At 36.9% G+C, this 14,674-nt stretch carries 13 protein-coding genes; 6 read left to right on the top strand and 7 right to left on the bottom strand.

Going from position 1 to position 14,674, the window contains the following annotated elements:
* Positions 1–21 precede the first annotated feature (21 nt).
* From B0G92_RS10200 to B0G92_RS10180, 5 genes are all read right to left on the bottom strand, one after another.
* Positions 22–396 carry a diacylglycerol kinase family protein gene (locus tag B0G92_RS10200; RefSeq protein ID WP_056066505.1) on the bottom strand — a complete coding sequence of 125 codons (375 nt, stop codon included), beginning with the start codon at positions 394–396 and terminating at the stop codon, positions 22–24.
* 14 nt (positions 397–410) lie between these two features.
* The gene (tpx, locus tag B0G92_RS10195) at positions 411–908 is read right to left on the bottom strand and encodes a thiol peroxidase (RefSeq protein ID WP_101472116.1); all 498 of its coding nucleotides are present in this window, start codon (positions 906–908) and stop codon (positions 411–413) included.
* Between the two features lie 773 nt (positions 909–1,681).
* Entirely contained in the window at positions 1,682–1,939 is a 258-nt protein-coding gene (locus tag B0G92_RS10190) for a DUF6952 family protein (RefSeq protein WP_056066510.1), read from the bottom strand.
* Positions 1,940–1,969: 30 nt separating this feature from the next.
* Positions 1,970–2,278, bottom strand: coding sequence for a thioredoxin family protein (locus B0G92_RS10185; RefSeq protein WP_056066513.1), 309 nt, complete (start codon positions 2,276–2,278; stop codon positions 1,970–1,972).
* Between the two features lie 70 nt (positions 2,279–2,348).
* On the bottom strand, positions 2,349–2,984 hold the full coding sequence (locus B0G92_RS10180) for a peroxiredoxin (RefSeq protein ID WP_056066516.1): 636 nt from the start codon (positions 2,982–2,984) through the stop codon (positions 2,349–2,351).
* Positions 2,985–3,280: 296 nt separating this feature from the next.
* On the opposite strand from B0G92_RS10180, the gene B0G92_RS10175 reads away from it, so the two are divergent.
* Positions 3,281–5,215 (top strand): amino acid permease, encoded by a 1,935-nt coding sequence (locus B0G92_RS10175; protein WP_101472115.1) that lies wholly within the window; start codon positions 3,281–3,283, stop codon positions 5,213–5,215.
* A gap of 53 nt (positions 5,216–5,268) precedes the next feature.
* Here the strand turns inward: B0G92_RS10175 and B0G92_RS10170 are convergent, their stop codons facing one another.
* Positions 5,269–7,452 carry a S9 family peptidase gene (locus tag B0G92_RS10170; protein ID WP_101472114.1) on the bottom strand — a complete coding sequence of 728 codons (2,184 nt, stop codon included), beginning with the start codon at positions 7,450–7,452 and terminating at the stop codon, positions 5,269–5,271.
* A gap of 554 nt (positions 7,453–8,006) precedes the next feature.
* Positions 8,007–9,230: an aminotransferase class V-fold PLP-dependent enzyme gene (locus B0G92_RS10160; RefSeq protein ID WP_056066525.1), complete on the bottom strand. Its 1,224-nt coding sequence runs from the start codon at positions 9,228–9,230 to the stop codon at positions 8,007–8,009.
* A gap of 168 nt (positions 9,231–9,398) precedes the next feature.
* Between B0G92_RS10160 and B0G92_RS10155 the strand changes: the two genes are divergently transcribed.
* The 5 genes from B0G92_RS10155 to B0G92_RS10135 all read left to right on the top strand — a co-directional run bounded on the left by B0G92_RS10155 (position 9,399) and on the right by B0G92_RS10135 (position 14,639).
* A complete protein-coding gene (locus B0G92_RS10155) occupies positions 9,399–9,857 on the top strand; it encodes an Lrp/AsnC family transcriptional regulator (protein ID WP_056066528.1) in 459 nt (152 codons plus the stop codon).
* A gap of 91 nt (positions 9,858–9,948) precedes the next feature.
* A complete protein-coding gene (gene nhaA, locus B0G92_RS10150) occupies positions 9,949–11,304 on the top strand; it encodes a Na+/H+ antiporter NhaA (RefSeq protein WP_101472112.1) in 1,356 nt (451 codons plus the stop codon).
* A 119-nt stretch (positions 11,305–11,423) separates the two neighbouring features.
* The gene (locus tag B0G92_RS10145; RefSeq protein ID WP_101472111.1) at positions 11,424–11,636 is read left to right on the top strand and encodes a hypothetical protein; all 213 of its coding nucleotides are present in this window, start codon (positions 11,424–11,426) and stop codon (positions 11,634–11,636) included.
* 194 nt (positions 11,637–11,830) lie between these two features.
* Positions 11,831–13,237: a dihydrolipoyl dehydrogenase gene (lpdA, locus tag B0G92_RS10140; protein ID WP_101472110.1), complete on the top strand. Its 1,407-nt coding sequence runs from the start codon at positions 11,831–11,833 to the stop codon at positions 13,235–13,237.
* Positions 13,238–13,352: 115 nt separating this feature from the next.
* Positions 13,353–14,639, top strand: coding sequence for an anthranilate synthase component I family protein (locus tag B0G92_RS10135; protein ID WP_101472458.1), 1,287 nt, complete (start codon positions 13,353–13,355; stop codon positions 14,637–14,639).
* Positions 14,640–14,674 lie beyond the last annotated feature (35 nt).

Below are 14,674 nucleotides of genomic sequence, written 5' to 3'. Positions count from 1 at the left end.
ATGTAAAAATAAATAAATTTTCTACAAATTTTGAAATTTCGGTATATATATAATGAGGCCGACAGCGATGGCGGCTACCGCAGCAAAAAACACGGCTCCGGCAGCAACATCCTTTATAAAACCAATTTTATCATGAAAATTGGGATGAATAAAATCGGCTATTTTTTCCACAGCCGTATTCAATCCTTCGATACTTAAGACCAGCCCAATTGCCATTGTCTGGAATAGCCATTCCGTTTTGGAAATATTAAAATAGAATCCGGCAATTGTGATTGCAATTCCCAGAAAGAATTGGACCATAACGCTATGTTCGGTTGAAATTAGTTTGTAAGCACCACGAATGGCATATTTAAAACTTTTTAGCCGCCCGGTTACAAAAGAATGGTCTGTCTTCATATTTGTATTATAATTTAAAGTACGGCCAATGCACTTTCATAATCCGGCTCGTTGGCAATTTCAGAAACCTGTTCTGTATGCAGCACAGTACCGTTTTCGTCAAGAACAATAACCACACGGGAGTGCAGGCCTTGCAAAGCGCTATCTGCAATTTCCAATCCGTAGGTTTTTCCAAAACTTCCATCTCTGAAATCAGAAAGACAGATTACATTATCCAGTCCTTCAGCACCACAGAATCGTTTCTGAGCAAATGGAAGGTCTCTTGAAATACAAAGTACAGTAGTATTCTCCAAACTGCTTGCCTTAGCATTAAAACTTCTGACAGAAGTAGCACAAGTGGCTGTATCGATACTAGGGAAAATGTTCAGCACTAATTTTTTTCCTGCAAAATCAGATAGGGATACAACGCCTAAATCTTTATTTACTAATTTGAAATCAGGTGCTTTTGAACCTACTTTAGGTAACTCACCGCTTATTTTTATTGGATTTCCTCCTAATGTTACTGCTGCCATTTTTTTAAATTTTATAAGGTTCAAAAGTATGAAAAATATATTTGTTAAAAGGAGTGATGTTAAAAAACTCTCATGGTATATGGAACCGGCGGGGATTTGGTGACGGCTAGAAAAGTGATTTGAAATGTTTGAATTGATGATATAGAGCTGCTTTCAATTCAGGTTTGTAGCAGTGAGTCAATATAAAAAGCCCATTGCAACAGCAATGGGCTTTGGACAGAATTATTTATTTGCGCTTACGATTTTGTTTAGCTTCTAATTTTTGTTTTATTTTTTCTTGTTTCTTTTCTTTTAAATCAACAGTCGGAGCTTTTAAATTTTTTCCTTTAGCCATGATAATAACTTTTAAATGTTTTGAAATAAAATTCTTGTATCAGGGGAATTAAAACCTATAGAAAAATATACCTGCGAGTAAGCGGCGGGCATAGCAATGCCCACTAAAAATTTAGCGGTATAGATTCAGGTTTTTAAGCACACTCGCGGGTGCTTATAAATTCGGGAAGATGATTTTGGATTTACGGATTAGAGACTTGTCAGCCATCAAATAGCCGGACTCTACAAGATGCGGTATCTGTAGAATAGAAAAACTTTTTATTGGAAACATTTCACCTGTCATAACAAAAAAGAAACTTTCTAAGCTTACCCTACAAACATATTGTTTTTTAGGAACATTTCAAACTTTAAAAACTATTGTAGCACTTTATGAAAATACAGAAGTAATAAACAAAAAAAAGCCCCCGTAAAGAGAGCAAATTTTATAAGGCAAAAAGGATTTATTTGTCAATGGAGCCAAGAACCCGCTGCATAAACTTATTGAGCGCTTCCTTTTTATCTGTACCGTCTTTAATCATCTTATTGACTTCAAGAGCACCGTACATATTAGAAATCAATTCCCCGATAACATCCAGTTCTTCATCCTTGAGTGACGGGACTTCGGTCAAAGCTTCAAGCACTTCGATGGTTTCAATTATATAATCCTGGTCATTTTCTTCAATAAATTGAGTCAGATGTTTGATAACGGGTAATTTCATGTTTGATTTCTTAAATTTTTAATGGTTCAATTAAGCTATTTCATTTACCAATTCTGATAAAACTTCTGCTTTATTAGTTTGTGTCTGGTTTACCAACTGTCCGTTTACGAAAGTCGCAAAAGTAGGCAGATTGGAAACGTTGGCTAATTTTCTGGATTCCGGTGAATTTTCAGCATCTACCAAAACGAAAGTGATATTTTCGTTTTCTGAAGCCAGTTTTTTGAATTTTGGCTTCATGATACGGCAGTTTCCACACCAGGAAGCAGAATATTGCACGACAACTTTTTCATTAGAATTTACTAAATTCTGTAGTGTGTCTTCGTTTAAATCAATTAACATAGCAATCTTTTTTTGTGTTTATAAATTGCCGTCTTTAATAATGTCATAAAGACGGCAATTGAAATTGTTATTAGTTATTCAGGTAAGAAGCAACACCTTCTCTTGTAGCGAACATCGCTTCTTTTCCTTCTTCCCAGTTAGCAGGACATACTTCACCTTTAGTTTGTACGTGAGTATAAGCATCAACTAGTCTTAAGTATTCAGCAACGTTTCTTCCCAACGGCATATCGTTTACGCTTTCGTGGAAGATTTTTCCTGTCTCATCAATCAAATAAGTAGCTCTGTAAGTTACGTTTGAACCTTCGATGATTACTGAATCTGTTTCTTCGCTGTAGCTAGTAGACTCTATGTCTAAGATTCCAAGGATGTTAGCAAGGTTACGGTTAGTATCCGCTAAGATAGGATAGGTTACACCTTCGATTCCCCCGTTGCTTTTTGGTGTATTCAACCATGCAAAGTGTACTTCGTTAGTGTCGCAAGAAGCTCCGATTACGATAGTGTTTCTTTTTTCAAATTCTGGCAATGCAGCCTGGAAGGCGTGTAGTTCTGTTGGGCAAACAAAAGTGAAATCTTTTGGATACCAGAACAATAATACTTTTTTGTTGTTGTTTACTGCTTCTTCAAAAATGTTGATTTTTAGATTATCACCCATTTCTGAGATAGCATCTACTGCAATGCTTGGGAATTTTTTTCCTACTAATGACATAATATATTTGGTTTAAAAGTTATTTTTTTATCTGATGCAAAACTACACTTATGATTTACTTTTACACATAGAAAATTATTATATATATTTATTTATCGATAGTTTAAGGCTATTGTTTTGGGTAGGCTGAGAATCTTCTAATTTTTGATTTCTATTTTTATTGAATTCGCAGTTTTGGCATTTTTCTTTTTCATAAATCCTATTATTAAGTTTGGTTTTATATATTTGTTTTTGGTTAAATTTTAAACCACAGAAATAGATTCTTCACAAAATCAATTAAATACGCACTTCCATATATGAGTTTTTCCAGTTTATTCAGAAAGAAAACAGTACAGGATATTTTAAAGCAGGTTGAAAAAAACGAAATAGACGGACACAGTTCATTAGGAAAACACCTGACAGCCAGAGACCTGACGGCTTTTGGAATTGCAGCCATAGTTGGTGCCGGAATTTTCAGTACTATTGGAAAAGCCAGTGCTGATGGTGGTCCGGCAGTTATCTTTTTATTCTTGTTTACAGCCTTAGCCTGTAGTTTTGCAGCCTTTGCCTATGCTGAATTTGCTTCAATGGTGCCTGTTTCAGGTAGCGCCTATACTTATTCTTATGTTGCTTTTGGGGAATTGATAGCCTGGATTATTGGTTGGGCACTGATTATGGAATATGCCATCGGGAATATTACCGTAGCCATATCGTGGAGTGATTATTTCACCGGACTGCTCGAAAGCGGCGGGCTCCATCTGCCGCAATGGATACAGATGGATTATCTCACAGCTTCTAACGGCTATGCAGAAGCAACTGCCTTAATGCAGGGCGGAAAATCATTCGCCAATCTGGACGCAGGATTACAGGATGCTTATACAGCCTGGGCAACTTCGCCTGTAATAGGTTCTTTTCATCTGGTAACAGATATTCCTGCCTTATTCATCATCGTTTTGATAACTGCTTTGGTATACAGAGGAATGAAAGAATCCAGAAATGCCAGTAACCTGATGGTTGTTGTCAAGCTATGTGTCATACTTTTGGTAATTGCTGTAGGTGTTTTTTATGTAGATACGGAAAATTGGAATCCGTTTGCACCAAATGGGGTGAATGGCGTGCTAAAAGGAGTTTCTGCTGTGTTTTTTGCCTATATTGGTTTTGACGCTATTTCTACTACGGCTGAAGAATGTAAGAATCCGCAGCGTGATCTTCCGCGAGGAATGATGTGGGCTATTATTATATGTACAATTCTGTATATTGCTATTGCGCTGGTATTAACTGGTATGGTAAAATACAATTCCCTGAATGTAGGTGATCCTTTGGCTTTTGTGTTTGAAAAGCTGGATTTGAAGTGGATGTCAGGAATTATAGCGGTAAGTGCCGTTGTAGCTATGGCCAGCGTATTGTTGGTATTTCAGATGGGACAGCCAAGAATCTGGATGAGCATGAGCCGCGATGGTTTGTTGCCACAGAAATTTTCAAGAGTGCATCCTAAATTCAAGACGCCATCCTTTGCAACCATTGTAACCGGTTTCGTGGTTGCTATTCCGGCTCTTTTCCTAAATCTGACCATGGTTACTGATTTGTGCAGTATAGGAACATTATTTGCTTTTGTACTTGTTTGTACGGGTGTACTTGTATTGCAGAACAAACCAAATATTCCGCGAGGAAAGTTCAAAACGCCTTATATCAATTCCAAATACATCGTTCCTGTTTTACTGCTTGCAGGTATTGTTTATTCGTTTACCTACAACAAAAAGAACACGATGGATTTTATAACGAATGTACCGCAGATTAACAGTCCGGCTTCCATCGTTACTTCTCTTAATAAAGCTGAAACGGAAGAAGTATATAAATTCCTGGTTGAAAATCATAAAGAAAGGGTATTTAATAAGACTACGGATTTAGAGCAGATACTAAGCGATTTTCAGGAAAATGAAACAGAATACATTGCCGTTGTAGAATCGCTTCCCATAGATAAATCTTTGAAATATGAAACAGGTTTTGCCTTATTCAAGCACAAAATACCAATGTGGATTTTCCTTACCGTTTTGGTAGGACTGGCTGTGTGGGCATTCCGCCAAAATCTATCACTCATACCATTATTGGGATTAATTTGCTGTTTGTATATGATGGCAGAATTAAGTGTCTGGAACTGGATTTACTTCTTTATCTGGCTGTTAGTTGGATTGGCAATTTACTTTGGCTATAGCAGAAAACACAGCAAACTGAATTTTATAAAGGAGAATTAAAGATAAAAAGAAAGCCGGCTGATTAAGCCGGCTTTCTTTTCTATTAGTGGAAATTATTTTTTCAAATACAGGAAGAAATAATCTGCAATCTTTTGATTCAAGTGGATTCTGTCTCTACCGCTAACATTGTGTTCGTGTGTAGGGTATAAGAAATAATCAATCTGTTTTCCTTCTTTGATGCAGGCCTGGATAAATTCCATGCTGTTTTGCTGTACAACAACCGGGTCTTGTGCTCCGTGAATCATTAACAGATGTCCTTTCAATTGTTTGGCTTTGTTGATAACGCTTGCTTTTTCATAACCTTCAGGGTTTTCCTGCGGCATATCCATATATCTTTCACCATACATTACTTCATAGTATTTCCAGTCGCAAACAGGACCTCCGGCAACGCCTACTTTGAAAACGTCATTATGGTTCAAAAGGAGAGAAGTAGTCATAAAACCTCCAAAGCTCCATCCGTAAACCCCGATTCTGTCCTGGTCAACAAAACTTTTTGATTTCAGGAATTCGATTCCTTTCATCTGGTCTGCCATTTCGTTTTGTCCCAGATTTCTGTGAATAACATGCTCAAAATCTCTTCCTCTGGCATCACTTCCTCTGTTATCGACCGTAAAGACTACAAATTCATTTTGTGCCATAAAGAAATCAAACAGACCCGCTCCACCAAGCCATTCGTTTTGTACCAACTGTGCATGAGGTCCGCCATAAACATATACCATTACAGGATATTTTTTAGTAGCATCAAAATTAGCAGGATAAATCAAACGCCCATTCAATGGTGTTTTACCATCGGCAGCAGTTATTTTTACCAATTCCATTTTTGGAAGATTTGTTTTTCCCAGGTAAGGATTGGTTGCTTTAATCAGATTGGTTGATTTGTTTGTTTTTAAATTTACAATGGCCACTTCATTAGGAGTAGTCACATTGGTAAATTGGTCGAGCAATAAGGTTCCGTCACTGCTAATGCTACCGGCATGCATTCCGGATGTAGTTGTCAATTGTGTTGTTTTACCTGATTTCAAATCCACTTTAAAAAACTGTCTGTCCAGACCGTTGTTTGATGTTCCGATGTAGAATACGTTCTTTCCTTCTTTATCAAAATCCAATAGGCTGGTAACCACAACATCATTATAGCCCAGTTTTCGAACCAGTTTGCCGTCTGTATTGTAAAGATACAATTGCTCAAAACCGTCCTTTTCACTTCGGTATAAAAATTCTGTTGCAGAATTTGGAAGGAAAGTCAGGTCGTGTAACGGCTCAACATAAGTAGAAGCTTTTTCTTCAAATAACGTTTTTACTAAAGTTCCCGTTGAAGCATCATATTTGTTTAATTTCAAATGGTTCTGCTCTCTGTTTAATACGCCAATATAAACGAATTTCCCGCTTGGGTCCCAGGTAATACAGGTCAGGAACTGTTCTTTAGGTTCTCCGGTTTGCAATGTTACCGATTTCTTAGCATTTACATCATAAACCACAAGAGTTACTTCCTCACTTTTCATACCCGCCATTGGGTATTTGATATTTTTATTGGCCGCAATTCGCGCACTAAAATCAGTAAGCGGATAATCGGCAACCATTGTTTCATCTTTTCGGTAATAAGCCAGCTTGTCATTTTTTGGACTCCACCACATTCCGCGGTTGATTCCAAATTCCTGTCTGTGTGTATAATCGCTTCCGTTTACTATTCCAGCATTTTCATCAGAAGTAACGTTAGTTGTCTGCCCTGAATTGGTAGTAATCTTAATGTTGTTATTGTCAAGCCAGGCTGCATATTTTCCATCTGACGAAATAATCTGGTTTCTTCCATCAGAAGAAAAAGCAATGCCATTTCTGACTTCTTTTTTATCAACATCAAATTGGATAAGATATTTGGAGTTCTTTCCGTCTACTTCAAATTCCAATGTGCTTTTGTCAATCCACGTATAAGAATACGGGAACATTCTCAATTGAAATTCATCAGTAGAAAATTTGTTTTTCAAGGCTGTCTGAAGGTCGGCTTTTGTCAAAAGAATTGTTTCTGTCCAATTGCCTTCTTCGCTTTTTGAAACCAGCTTTGAATAAGAATTGTCCAGATAGGTTATGGCTTTGGTGTCTTTTCTCCATTTTGGAGCAACCAGGTTTTCAACGGCAAAGTTTCGATATTGTCCAAAAGTAGCCTCTTCAATAGTAAGGTTCTTTTGGGCATAAGCGACAATCCCAGCCAGAAGGAAAGCCGATAAAAAAGATATTTTTTTCATGTTGTTAAAATTAAAGTCGCTAATTTACTCAAAATAGTAGTCGTGGAAATGAAAGATTGTTACAAATATTCCTTAAAAAAGGTAATGCCATCTTTGACCTTATTGCATAGATTAATACAGATTTTTTAAGAGATGGATGGAAATCCGTGAAATCAGCGTCATCCGCATTCCTAAATTATACGGAATCAAATGTATACGTCACAAATTATCAAGATGTCTCAGGTTTTTAATAGACGGATGGAAATCAGCGAAATCAGCGTCATCCGCGTTCCTAAATTATAAGGAATCAAATATATACGCCACAGATGATTCAGATTTACACCAGATTTTCAAGAGATGGATGGAAATCCGTGAAATCAGCGAAATCCGTGTTATCCGCATTCCTAAAATTATGCAGAATCAAATATATGCCACAGATTGCATAGATTATCCCAGATTTTAAAATAAGTGAAAATCTGAGGAATTAGAGAAGTCAGTGTTCTAAAGAAGAAAAAAATGCCTTTATAATTCCAGATTGGAACTAAAAAGGCATCACGGTTTATTTAGGTTGGTTATTATGCTAAAGCCATAGACTTATCCAGTATTCCTAAGTCTTCCATACAGGTTCTCATCATAGAATAAGTTCTTTCAATATCATTGTCCAATCCGATTGAAAAACGGATTAATCCATCGGTCAATCCCATAGCAGCCTGTTCTTCTAAAGGAATTTCGCTTGATGTAGATGTTCCCGGAGCACTGAACAAAGTCTTGTAGAATCCTAAACTCACGGCCAGATATCCCAGATTTCGCTGTTGCATCAACTCCATCAGTTCATTTGCCTTATCAAGCGTACCTACATCAATTGTCATCATTCCTCCAAAGCCATATTCAGGATTAATCATGTTTTTGTATAATTCGTGGCTCGGATGGCTTTTTAGTCCCGGGTAGACTGTTTTCAATCCATCTTTCTCAAACTTTTCAGCAAGATAAAGAGCATTGTAACTATGTTGTTTAATACGGATATGCAATGTTCTTAGATTTTTCATCACGCTGGCAGAACGAAGACTGTCCATTGTAGGTCCTAAAAGCATACTCGCACCATTGTTTACATTTTTCAGGCTATTCACAAATTCCTGTGATGCACAAACAACACCGCCTACGGTATCACTACTACCATTAATGTATTTTGTTAAACTGTGTATTACAATATCGGCACCCAGTTTTGCAGGAGCAACAGACAATGGCGAAAAAGTATTATCGACTACCAACTTGATATTGTGTTTTTTGGCAATCTTAGCTAAACCGGCAATATCAGCCACTTCAAGAAGCGGGTTACTCACAGTTTCGCAGTAAAGAACTTTAGTGTCAGGTGTAATAGAAGCTTCAACAATATCCAACTTTGTAATGTCTACAAAAGTTGTTTTGATGCCAAATTTAGGGGCAAAATTCTTTAAAAAGGCATAAGTTCCTCCGTAAATAGTTCTGCTGGAAACAATATGGTCACCATTTCCGCACAATTGCAATAAGGTTGGTGTAATCGCACCCATACCGGAAGCCGCTACATTTGCAGATTCTGTACCTTCCATAGCAGCCAGAGCCTTGTCAAGATACAGGTTGCTTGGAGAGGAATGGCGTGAATACAGGTAACATCCTTCAGCATTGCCTTCAAAAGTGTCGAACATTGTTTTTGCCGATAAAAAAGTATAAGTAGAAGAGTCAGATATAGAAGGGTTTACGCCTCCAAATTCTCCAAAATATTGTAAGTCCTGAATATTGTCTGCCGGATTAAAATCTTTCATAATATAGTGATAGTTAATAGTAAAATAAAAACCAAAAAAACAATCAAATAAGTAAAAAATCAATTATATATTTAAAATTTAGAATATTAAACTATAAATTATAATTTTGATAGTTTTTTAATCTGAATTGTATTGTAAAATATTATATCAACCGAAAATCCATCAATTATGACATTAGATACTATTGACAAAAAACTTTTAAAACTGCTGCAGGAGGATTCCAAGCGTACTACTAAAGAACTTTCCCTAAAGCTGGACCTTTCCGTTACAGCCGTTTATGAACGCATAAAAAAACTGGAAAGGGAAGGAATCATAAAAAAATATGTAGCTCTTCTTGACAGAAATACTATCCAAAAAGGATTTGTTGTTTTTTGCCACTTGAAATTGATGCAGCACACCAAAGAATTTATTTCTCAGTTTGAAAAAGAGGTCGTACAGCTCAATGAAGTTCTTGAATGTTTTCATGTGAGCGGTGATTATGACTACATACTTAAAATTTGTGTCGAAAATATGGAAGAATATAGGGAATTTATGGTTACTAAACTTACAAGTCTGCAGCATATTGGCAGTACGCACAGTATGTTTATGATTGGAGAAGTCAAGAATACTACTGCTTTTGTCTTTTGATTTCAAAAAGCTAAATAAATGCTAATGTGCTTGTAATCATTGGTTTTTAAATGTTAAAAATCTATTTTTGAGAATAACCAAAAAAAATTACATGCAGCATCAATTACAACAGACTACAGTTGATAAATACATAATCAATCCGTTAAAATCTTTTATAAGCAATTCTGTTATGGGTGGTGTGGTGCTTTTGGGCGCTGCCATTATTGCTATGATTTTAGCCAATTCACCCTGGTCGGAATCTTTTTTAGGATTTTGGAAAAACAGAATCTCGATTGGATTTAATGATACTGTTTTTTTAGATTATGATTTGCATCATTGGATTAATGATGGTTTGATTTCTATATTCTTTTTTGTTTTGGGACTGGAGTTGAAAAGAGAAATGGTGGACGGTCAGTTATCAGGTTTCAGAAATGCAGTCCTGCCTATTATAGTTGGGATTTCCGGAATGATTTTTCCCGCATTTATTTTTTTTCTTTTTAATGGATCTGATACCCAGGCCATCAACGGATGGGGAATTCCTATGGCTTGTGATATTGCATTTGTACTTGGGATTTTATACTTATTGGGAGATAGGGTTCCGGTGTCTGTGAAGATTTTTTTTACGGCTTTTGGAATTGTAGATGATATTGGTGCTGTTTTGGTGATTGCTTTAGTCTATACTAATGAAATATCGATGTGGAGCCTGGGATTAGGATTGCTCTTTTTTCTACTGCTGATTTTGGCCAATAAAATAGGGGTAAGGAGTACACTCTTTTATGGTATTGTAGGTATTATTGGTGTATGGATTCCGTTTTTACTTTCAGGTGTCCATGCCACAATAGCGGCTGTATTAGTAGCGTTTACCATTCCTGCCACTACTAAAATAAGTGAAAAAGGTTTTCTTTCTAAAATCAAGTCGTATTCAGGTGAACTGGATAAAACGGAATCGTTATCAGGTGTTACCTTAACTAAAGGACAGTTAAACATCATAAAAAAAATGAAGTCGATGACAAAACATGCAACTCCACCTTTGCAACGTCTTGAACATAGCCTTCATCCTGTAGTTTCATTTATCGTCATGCCCATTTTTGCTTTGGCAAATGCCGGAGTTGTGTTTGATATTGACTTTGCAGATTTGTTTTCAAATAATATTTTTTTGGGTATAGTGACAGGATTGATAGTAGGGAAGTTTCTCGGTATTTTTGGAATTACGTTTTTGTTGCTTAAGCTCAAATTGGTAAAGCTTCCAAAGAAAATGACAGTGAGGCATCTTTTGGGTATAAGTATTTTATCCGGTATTGGTTTTACGATGTGTCTTTTTATAACAACACTTGCTTATGACAACCCGCAACATGTTACACAAGCTAAGATAGCCATATTTGCCGCTTCTATAATTGCCGGAATTTCAGGCTATGTTTTACTTAATCGAAAGCCTAAAAACGAAACAGGAAGTATTAGTGCTTCATAAGTAATAGTCTATATTATTCGTGTTTATTTTGTTAAAGTTTTGAAATATGTGGGAAATCGTAAAAATAAAAAAACGTAAATCCTTATATTTGAGATTATTAACTTAACCACATTATTGTTATGAAAACAAACATTTTAAACATCGCCGGAGTAGCAGTACTCTCAAAAGAAAATTTAAAAGCAATTAAAGGACAAGGGTCGGTAGATTTGGATACCTCCATCGATTTATCTTTATGCGGCTGCTCGTGCAGCGGTGCCGTGACAGGTCCTAAGTATTGCATCTACTATATTGCCTGCCCGCAAGTCTATACCTGCGACCAATCGCCAATATAGCAGATAATAAAAAATTAAAAGAACTGCCCGGGAGAAATTCCGGGCTTTTTTTATTGACCGAAATTACTTGTATGGTATTTAAAGACTAATAAAAACAGTAAGAGAATTTTTAAACAGCCAAGCGCTTCCTAGAACAAAAAAACTTCCTTAATTTTGTGTCACAAATTTTTAAAAACACAAAAAAAATATATATCATGAGTTCATTTGACGTAGTCGTTATAGGTTCAGGTCCTGGTGGATATGTTGCTGCAATCCGAGCTGCACAATTAGGTTTTAACACCGCAATCATTGAAAAATACAGTACTTTAGGAGGAACTTGCCTGAACGTTGGATGTATTCCGTCAAAAGCATTGCTTGATTCTTCGCACCATTACTATGATGCCGTTTCGCATTTCAAGGAACACGGAATCGAAATAACCGGAGAAGTAAAATTCAGTATTGAACAGATGGTTGCCCGCAAAGGAACCGTGGTAGACCAGAACGTTTCAGGAATCAAATACCTTATGGATAAAAACAAAATTACTGTTTTCCAGGGAGTTGGTTCTTTTGAAGATGCAACGCACATCAATGTAGCCAAAGCCGACGGTTCATCTGAAACTCTTGAAGCAAAATATACGATTATCGCAACCGGCTCGAAGCCATCTACCTTGCCATTTATCAAAATTGACAAAGAAAGAATCATCACATCAACAGAAGCTCTGAATTTAAAAGAAGTTCCTAAACACCTGATTGTTATTGGTGGTGGTGTCATTGGTTTGGAATTAGGGCAGGTTTACCTGCGTTTGGGAGCACAGGTTTCTGTAGTAGAATATCTGGACAGAATCATTCCGGGTATGGATGCCGGTTTGTCAAAAGAATTGACAAAAGTATTGAAAAAGCAAGGAATGAAATTCTATACGTCGCACAAAGTAAAATCAGTTGAAAGAAACGGAGATGGTGTTCAGGTTCAGGCTGAAAATGCAAAAGGCGAAACTATTACTCTTGATGGAGATTACTCTTTAGTATCAGTAGGACGTCGTCCTTACACTGACGGATTAAATGCTGAAAAAGCAGGGGTGAAAATTACGGAAAGAGGCCAGATTGAAGTAAACGACCATTTACAGACTTCGGTTCCGAATATTTATGCAATTGGTGACGTAATCAAAGGTGCAATGTTAGCACATAAGGCAGAAGAAGAAGGTGTATTTGTTGCAGAAACTCTTGCCGGACAAAAACCGCATATTGATTACAACCTGATTCCGGGAGTTGTTTATACCTGGCCGGAAGTTGCCGCTGTTGGAAAAACAGAAGAGCAATTGAAAGAAGCAGGAGTAGAATATAAAGCAGGAAGTTTCCCATTCAAGGCTTTAGGACGTTCGCGTGCAAGCGGTGATACAGACGGTTTCGTGAAAATCCTTGCCGATGCTAAAACAGATGAAGTTTTAGGAATCCATATGATTGGTGCAAGAACTGCCGATTTGATTGCGGAGGCAGTTACAGCAATGGAATTTAAGGCTTCTGCTGAAGATATTGCAAGAATGAGCCATGCTCACCCAACCTATGCTGAAGCTGTAAAAGAAGCGGCACTTGCTGCAACAGACAACAGGTCAATACATATGTAACAGACGCTAATTATGATAAAAAAGCCCGCTTTCAAAAGAAGCGGGTTTTTTCATACCTGATATAGCGATTATTTTTCACAACTAAATCGTAATTTTGTCTCCAAACAAAGCATTCTTGAGAACATCCATCATTATAGAGGTCCAAAAACCAAAGGAATTTAAACAGCAGCTTTTAGGCTGGTCCGAACAATTCCGCGAAGCCCTTTTTTTAGACAGCAATTATTACCGTCAAAATTATACGTCTTTTGATGCAATACTTGCCGTCGATGCTTTTACGTCAATCCAGACAGACGAGCACAATGCTTTTGAAGACCTGAAACAATACCAGCAAACGACTAAAGACTGGCTTTTTGGCTATCTTTCGTATGATTTGAAAAATGATACGGAAGATTTGATATCTGACAATTTTGACGGCTTGCACTTTCCTGACCTGTTTTTCTTCCAACCTAAAAAACTTTTCTTTTTGAAGGGCAATCAGTTGGAGATTTGTTACCTGAATATGTGTGATGATGAAATAGAGGAGGATTTGGAAGCAATCAACAAACAGGTTACTCCGGTTAACGCTGAACAAAAATTAAAAATACAGCAACGCATTTCTGAACAGAGCTATTTGCAAAAAATTTCTGAGATGCAGCAACATATCCATAGGGGAGACATATATGAAGCCAATTTCTGCATGGAATTTTTTGCAGAAAACGCAACAATTAACCCTATAGCAACTTATAAAAGTCTGAATAAGATTTCGGAACCGCCTTTTGCCGTATTTTTTAAAAACAACAAACAGTATCTTTTATCGGCTTCACCGGAAAGATACCTAAGAAAAGAAAAGGATAAGATTATTTCGCAACCTATTAAAGGGACGGCAAAAAGACATCCCGATTTTCAGCAAGACGAAGCCATAAAGCAAAGGTTATTATCCAATGAAAAAGAGCGTTCGGAAAATATCATGATTGTTGACCTCGTGAGAAATGATTTGTCGAGAACGGCAGCAAAAAATTCTGTAGAAGTGGAGGAACTTTGCGGGGCCTATACCTTCAAACAGGTGCATCATCTGATTTCAACAGTTGTTTCCAAAGCAGATAAAGAAAAATCTGCTGTAGAAATTATCAAGACAACATTTCCTATGGGAAGTATGACGGGAGCGCCAAAAATCTCTGCAATGAAAATTATCGAAGGCCTGGAAGAAACCAAACGAGGTCTTTACAGCGGGGCTGTGGGGTATTTTACACCGGAAAACGATTTTGATTTTAATGTTGTCATACGTAGTATATTGTATAACCAACAAAACGGATATGTTTCCTTTTCTGTAGGCAGTGCCATAACAGCATTATCGGTTGCTGAAAAAGAATATGAAGAATGCCTGTTAAAAGCAAAGGCCATGCGTGAAGTATTGGAATCGTAAGGTGCTAGGTATTCATTTTTCCTTTTTATATCTTT

Origin of the sequence: Flavobacterium lindanitolerans (assembly GCF_002846575.1) — a bacterium.
Lineage (GTDB): Bacteria > Bacteroidota > Bacteroidia > Flavobacteriales > Flavobacteriaceae > Flavobacterium > Flavobacterium lindanitolerans.
This window is presented reverse-complemented; position numbering and strand designations above follow the sequence as displayed.

Coding starts and splice junctions, on each gene's coding strand:
- nhaA (WP_101472112.1), top strand. CDS start 9,949: ATGCAGCATCAATTACAACAGACTACAGTTGATAAATACATAATCAAT.
- B0G92_RS10170 (WP_101472114.1), bottom strand. CDS start 7,452: ATGAAAAAAATATCTTTTTTATCGGCTTTCCTTCTGGCTGGGATTGTC.
- B0G92_RS10175 (WP_101472115.1), top strand. CDS start 3,281: ATGAGTTTTTCCAGTTTATTCAGAAAGAAAACAGTACAGGATATTTTA.
- B0G92_RS10145 (WP_101472111.1), top strand. CDS start 11,424: ATGAAAACAAACATTTTAAACATCGCCGGAGTAGCAGTACTCTCAAAA.
- tpx (WP_101472116.1), bottom strand. CDS start 908: ATGGCAGCAGTAACATTAGGAGGAAATCCAATAAAAATAAGCGGTGAG.
- B0G92_RS10160 (WP_056066525.1), bottom strand. CDS start 9,230: ATGAAAGATTTTAATCCGGCAGACAATATTCAGGACTTACAATATTTT.
- B0G92_RS10200 (WP_056066505.1), bottom strand. CDS start 396: ATGAAGACAGACCATTCTTTTGTAACCGGGCGGCTAAAAAGTTTTAAA.
- B0G92_RS10155 (WP_056066528.1), top strand. CDS start 9,399: ATGACATTAGATACTATTGACAAAAAACTTTTAAAACTGCTGCAGGAG.
- lpdA (WP_101472110.1), top strand. CDS start 11,831: ATGAGTTCATTTGACGTAGTCGTTATAGGTTCAGGTCCTGGTGGATAT.
- B0G92_RS10190 (WP_056066510.1), bottom strand. CDS start 1,939: ATGAAATTACCCGTTATCAAACATCTGACTCAATTTATTGAAGAAAAT.
- B0G92_RS10180 (WP_056066516.1), bottom strand. CDS start 2,984: ATGTCATTAGTAGGAAAAAAATTCCCAAGCATTGCAGTAGATGCTATC.
- B0G92_RS10185 (WP_056066513.1), bottom strand. CDS start 2,278: ATGTTAATTGATTTAAACGAAGACACACTACAGAATTTAGTAAATTCT.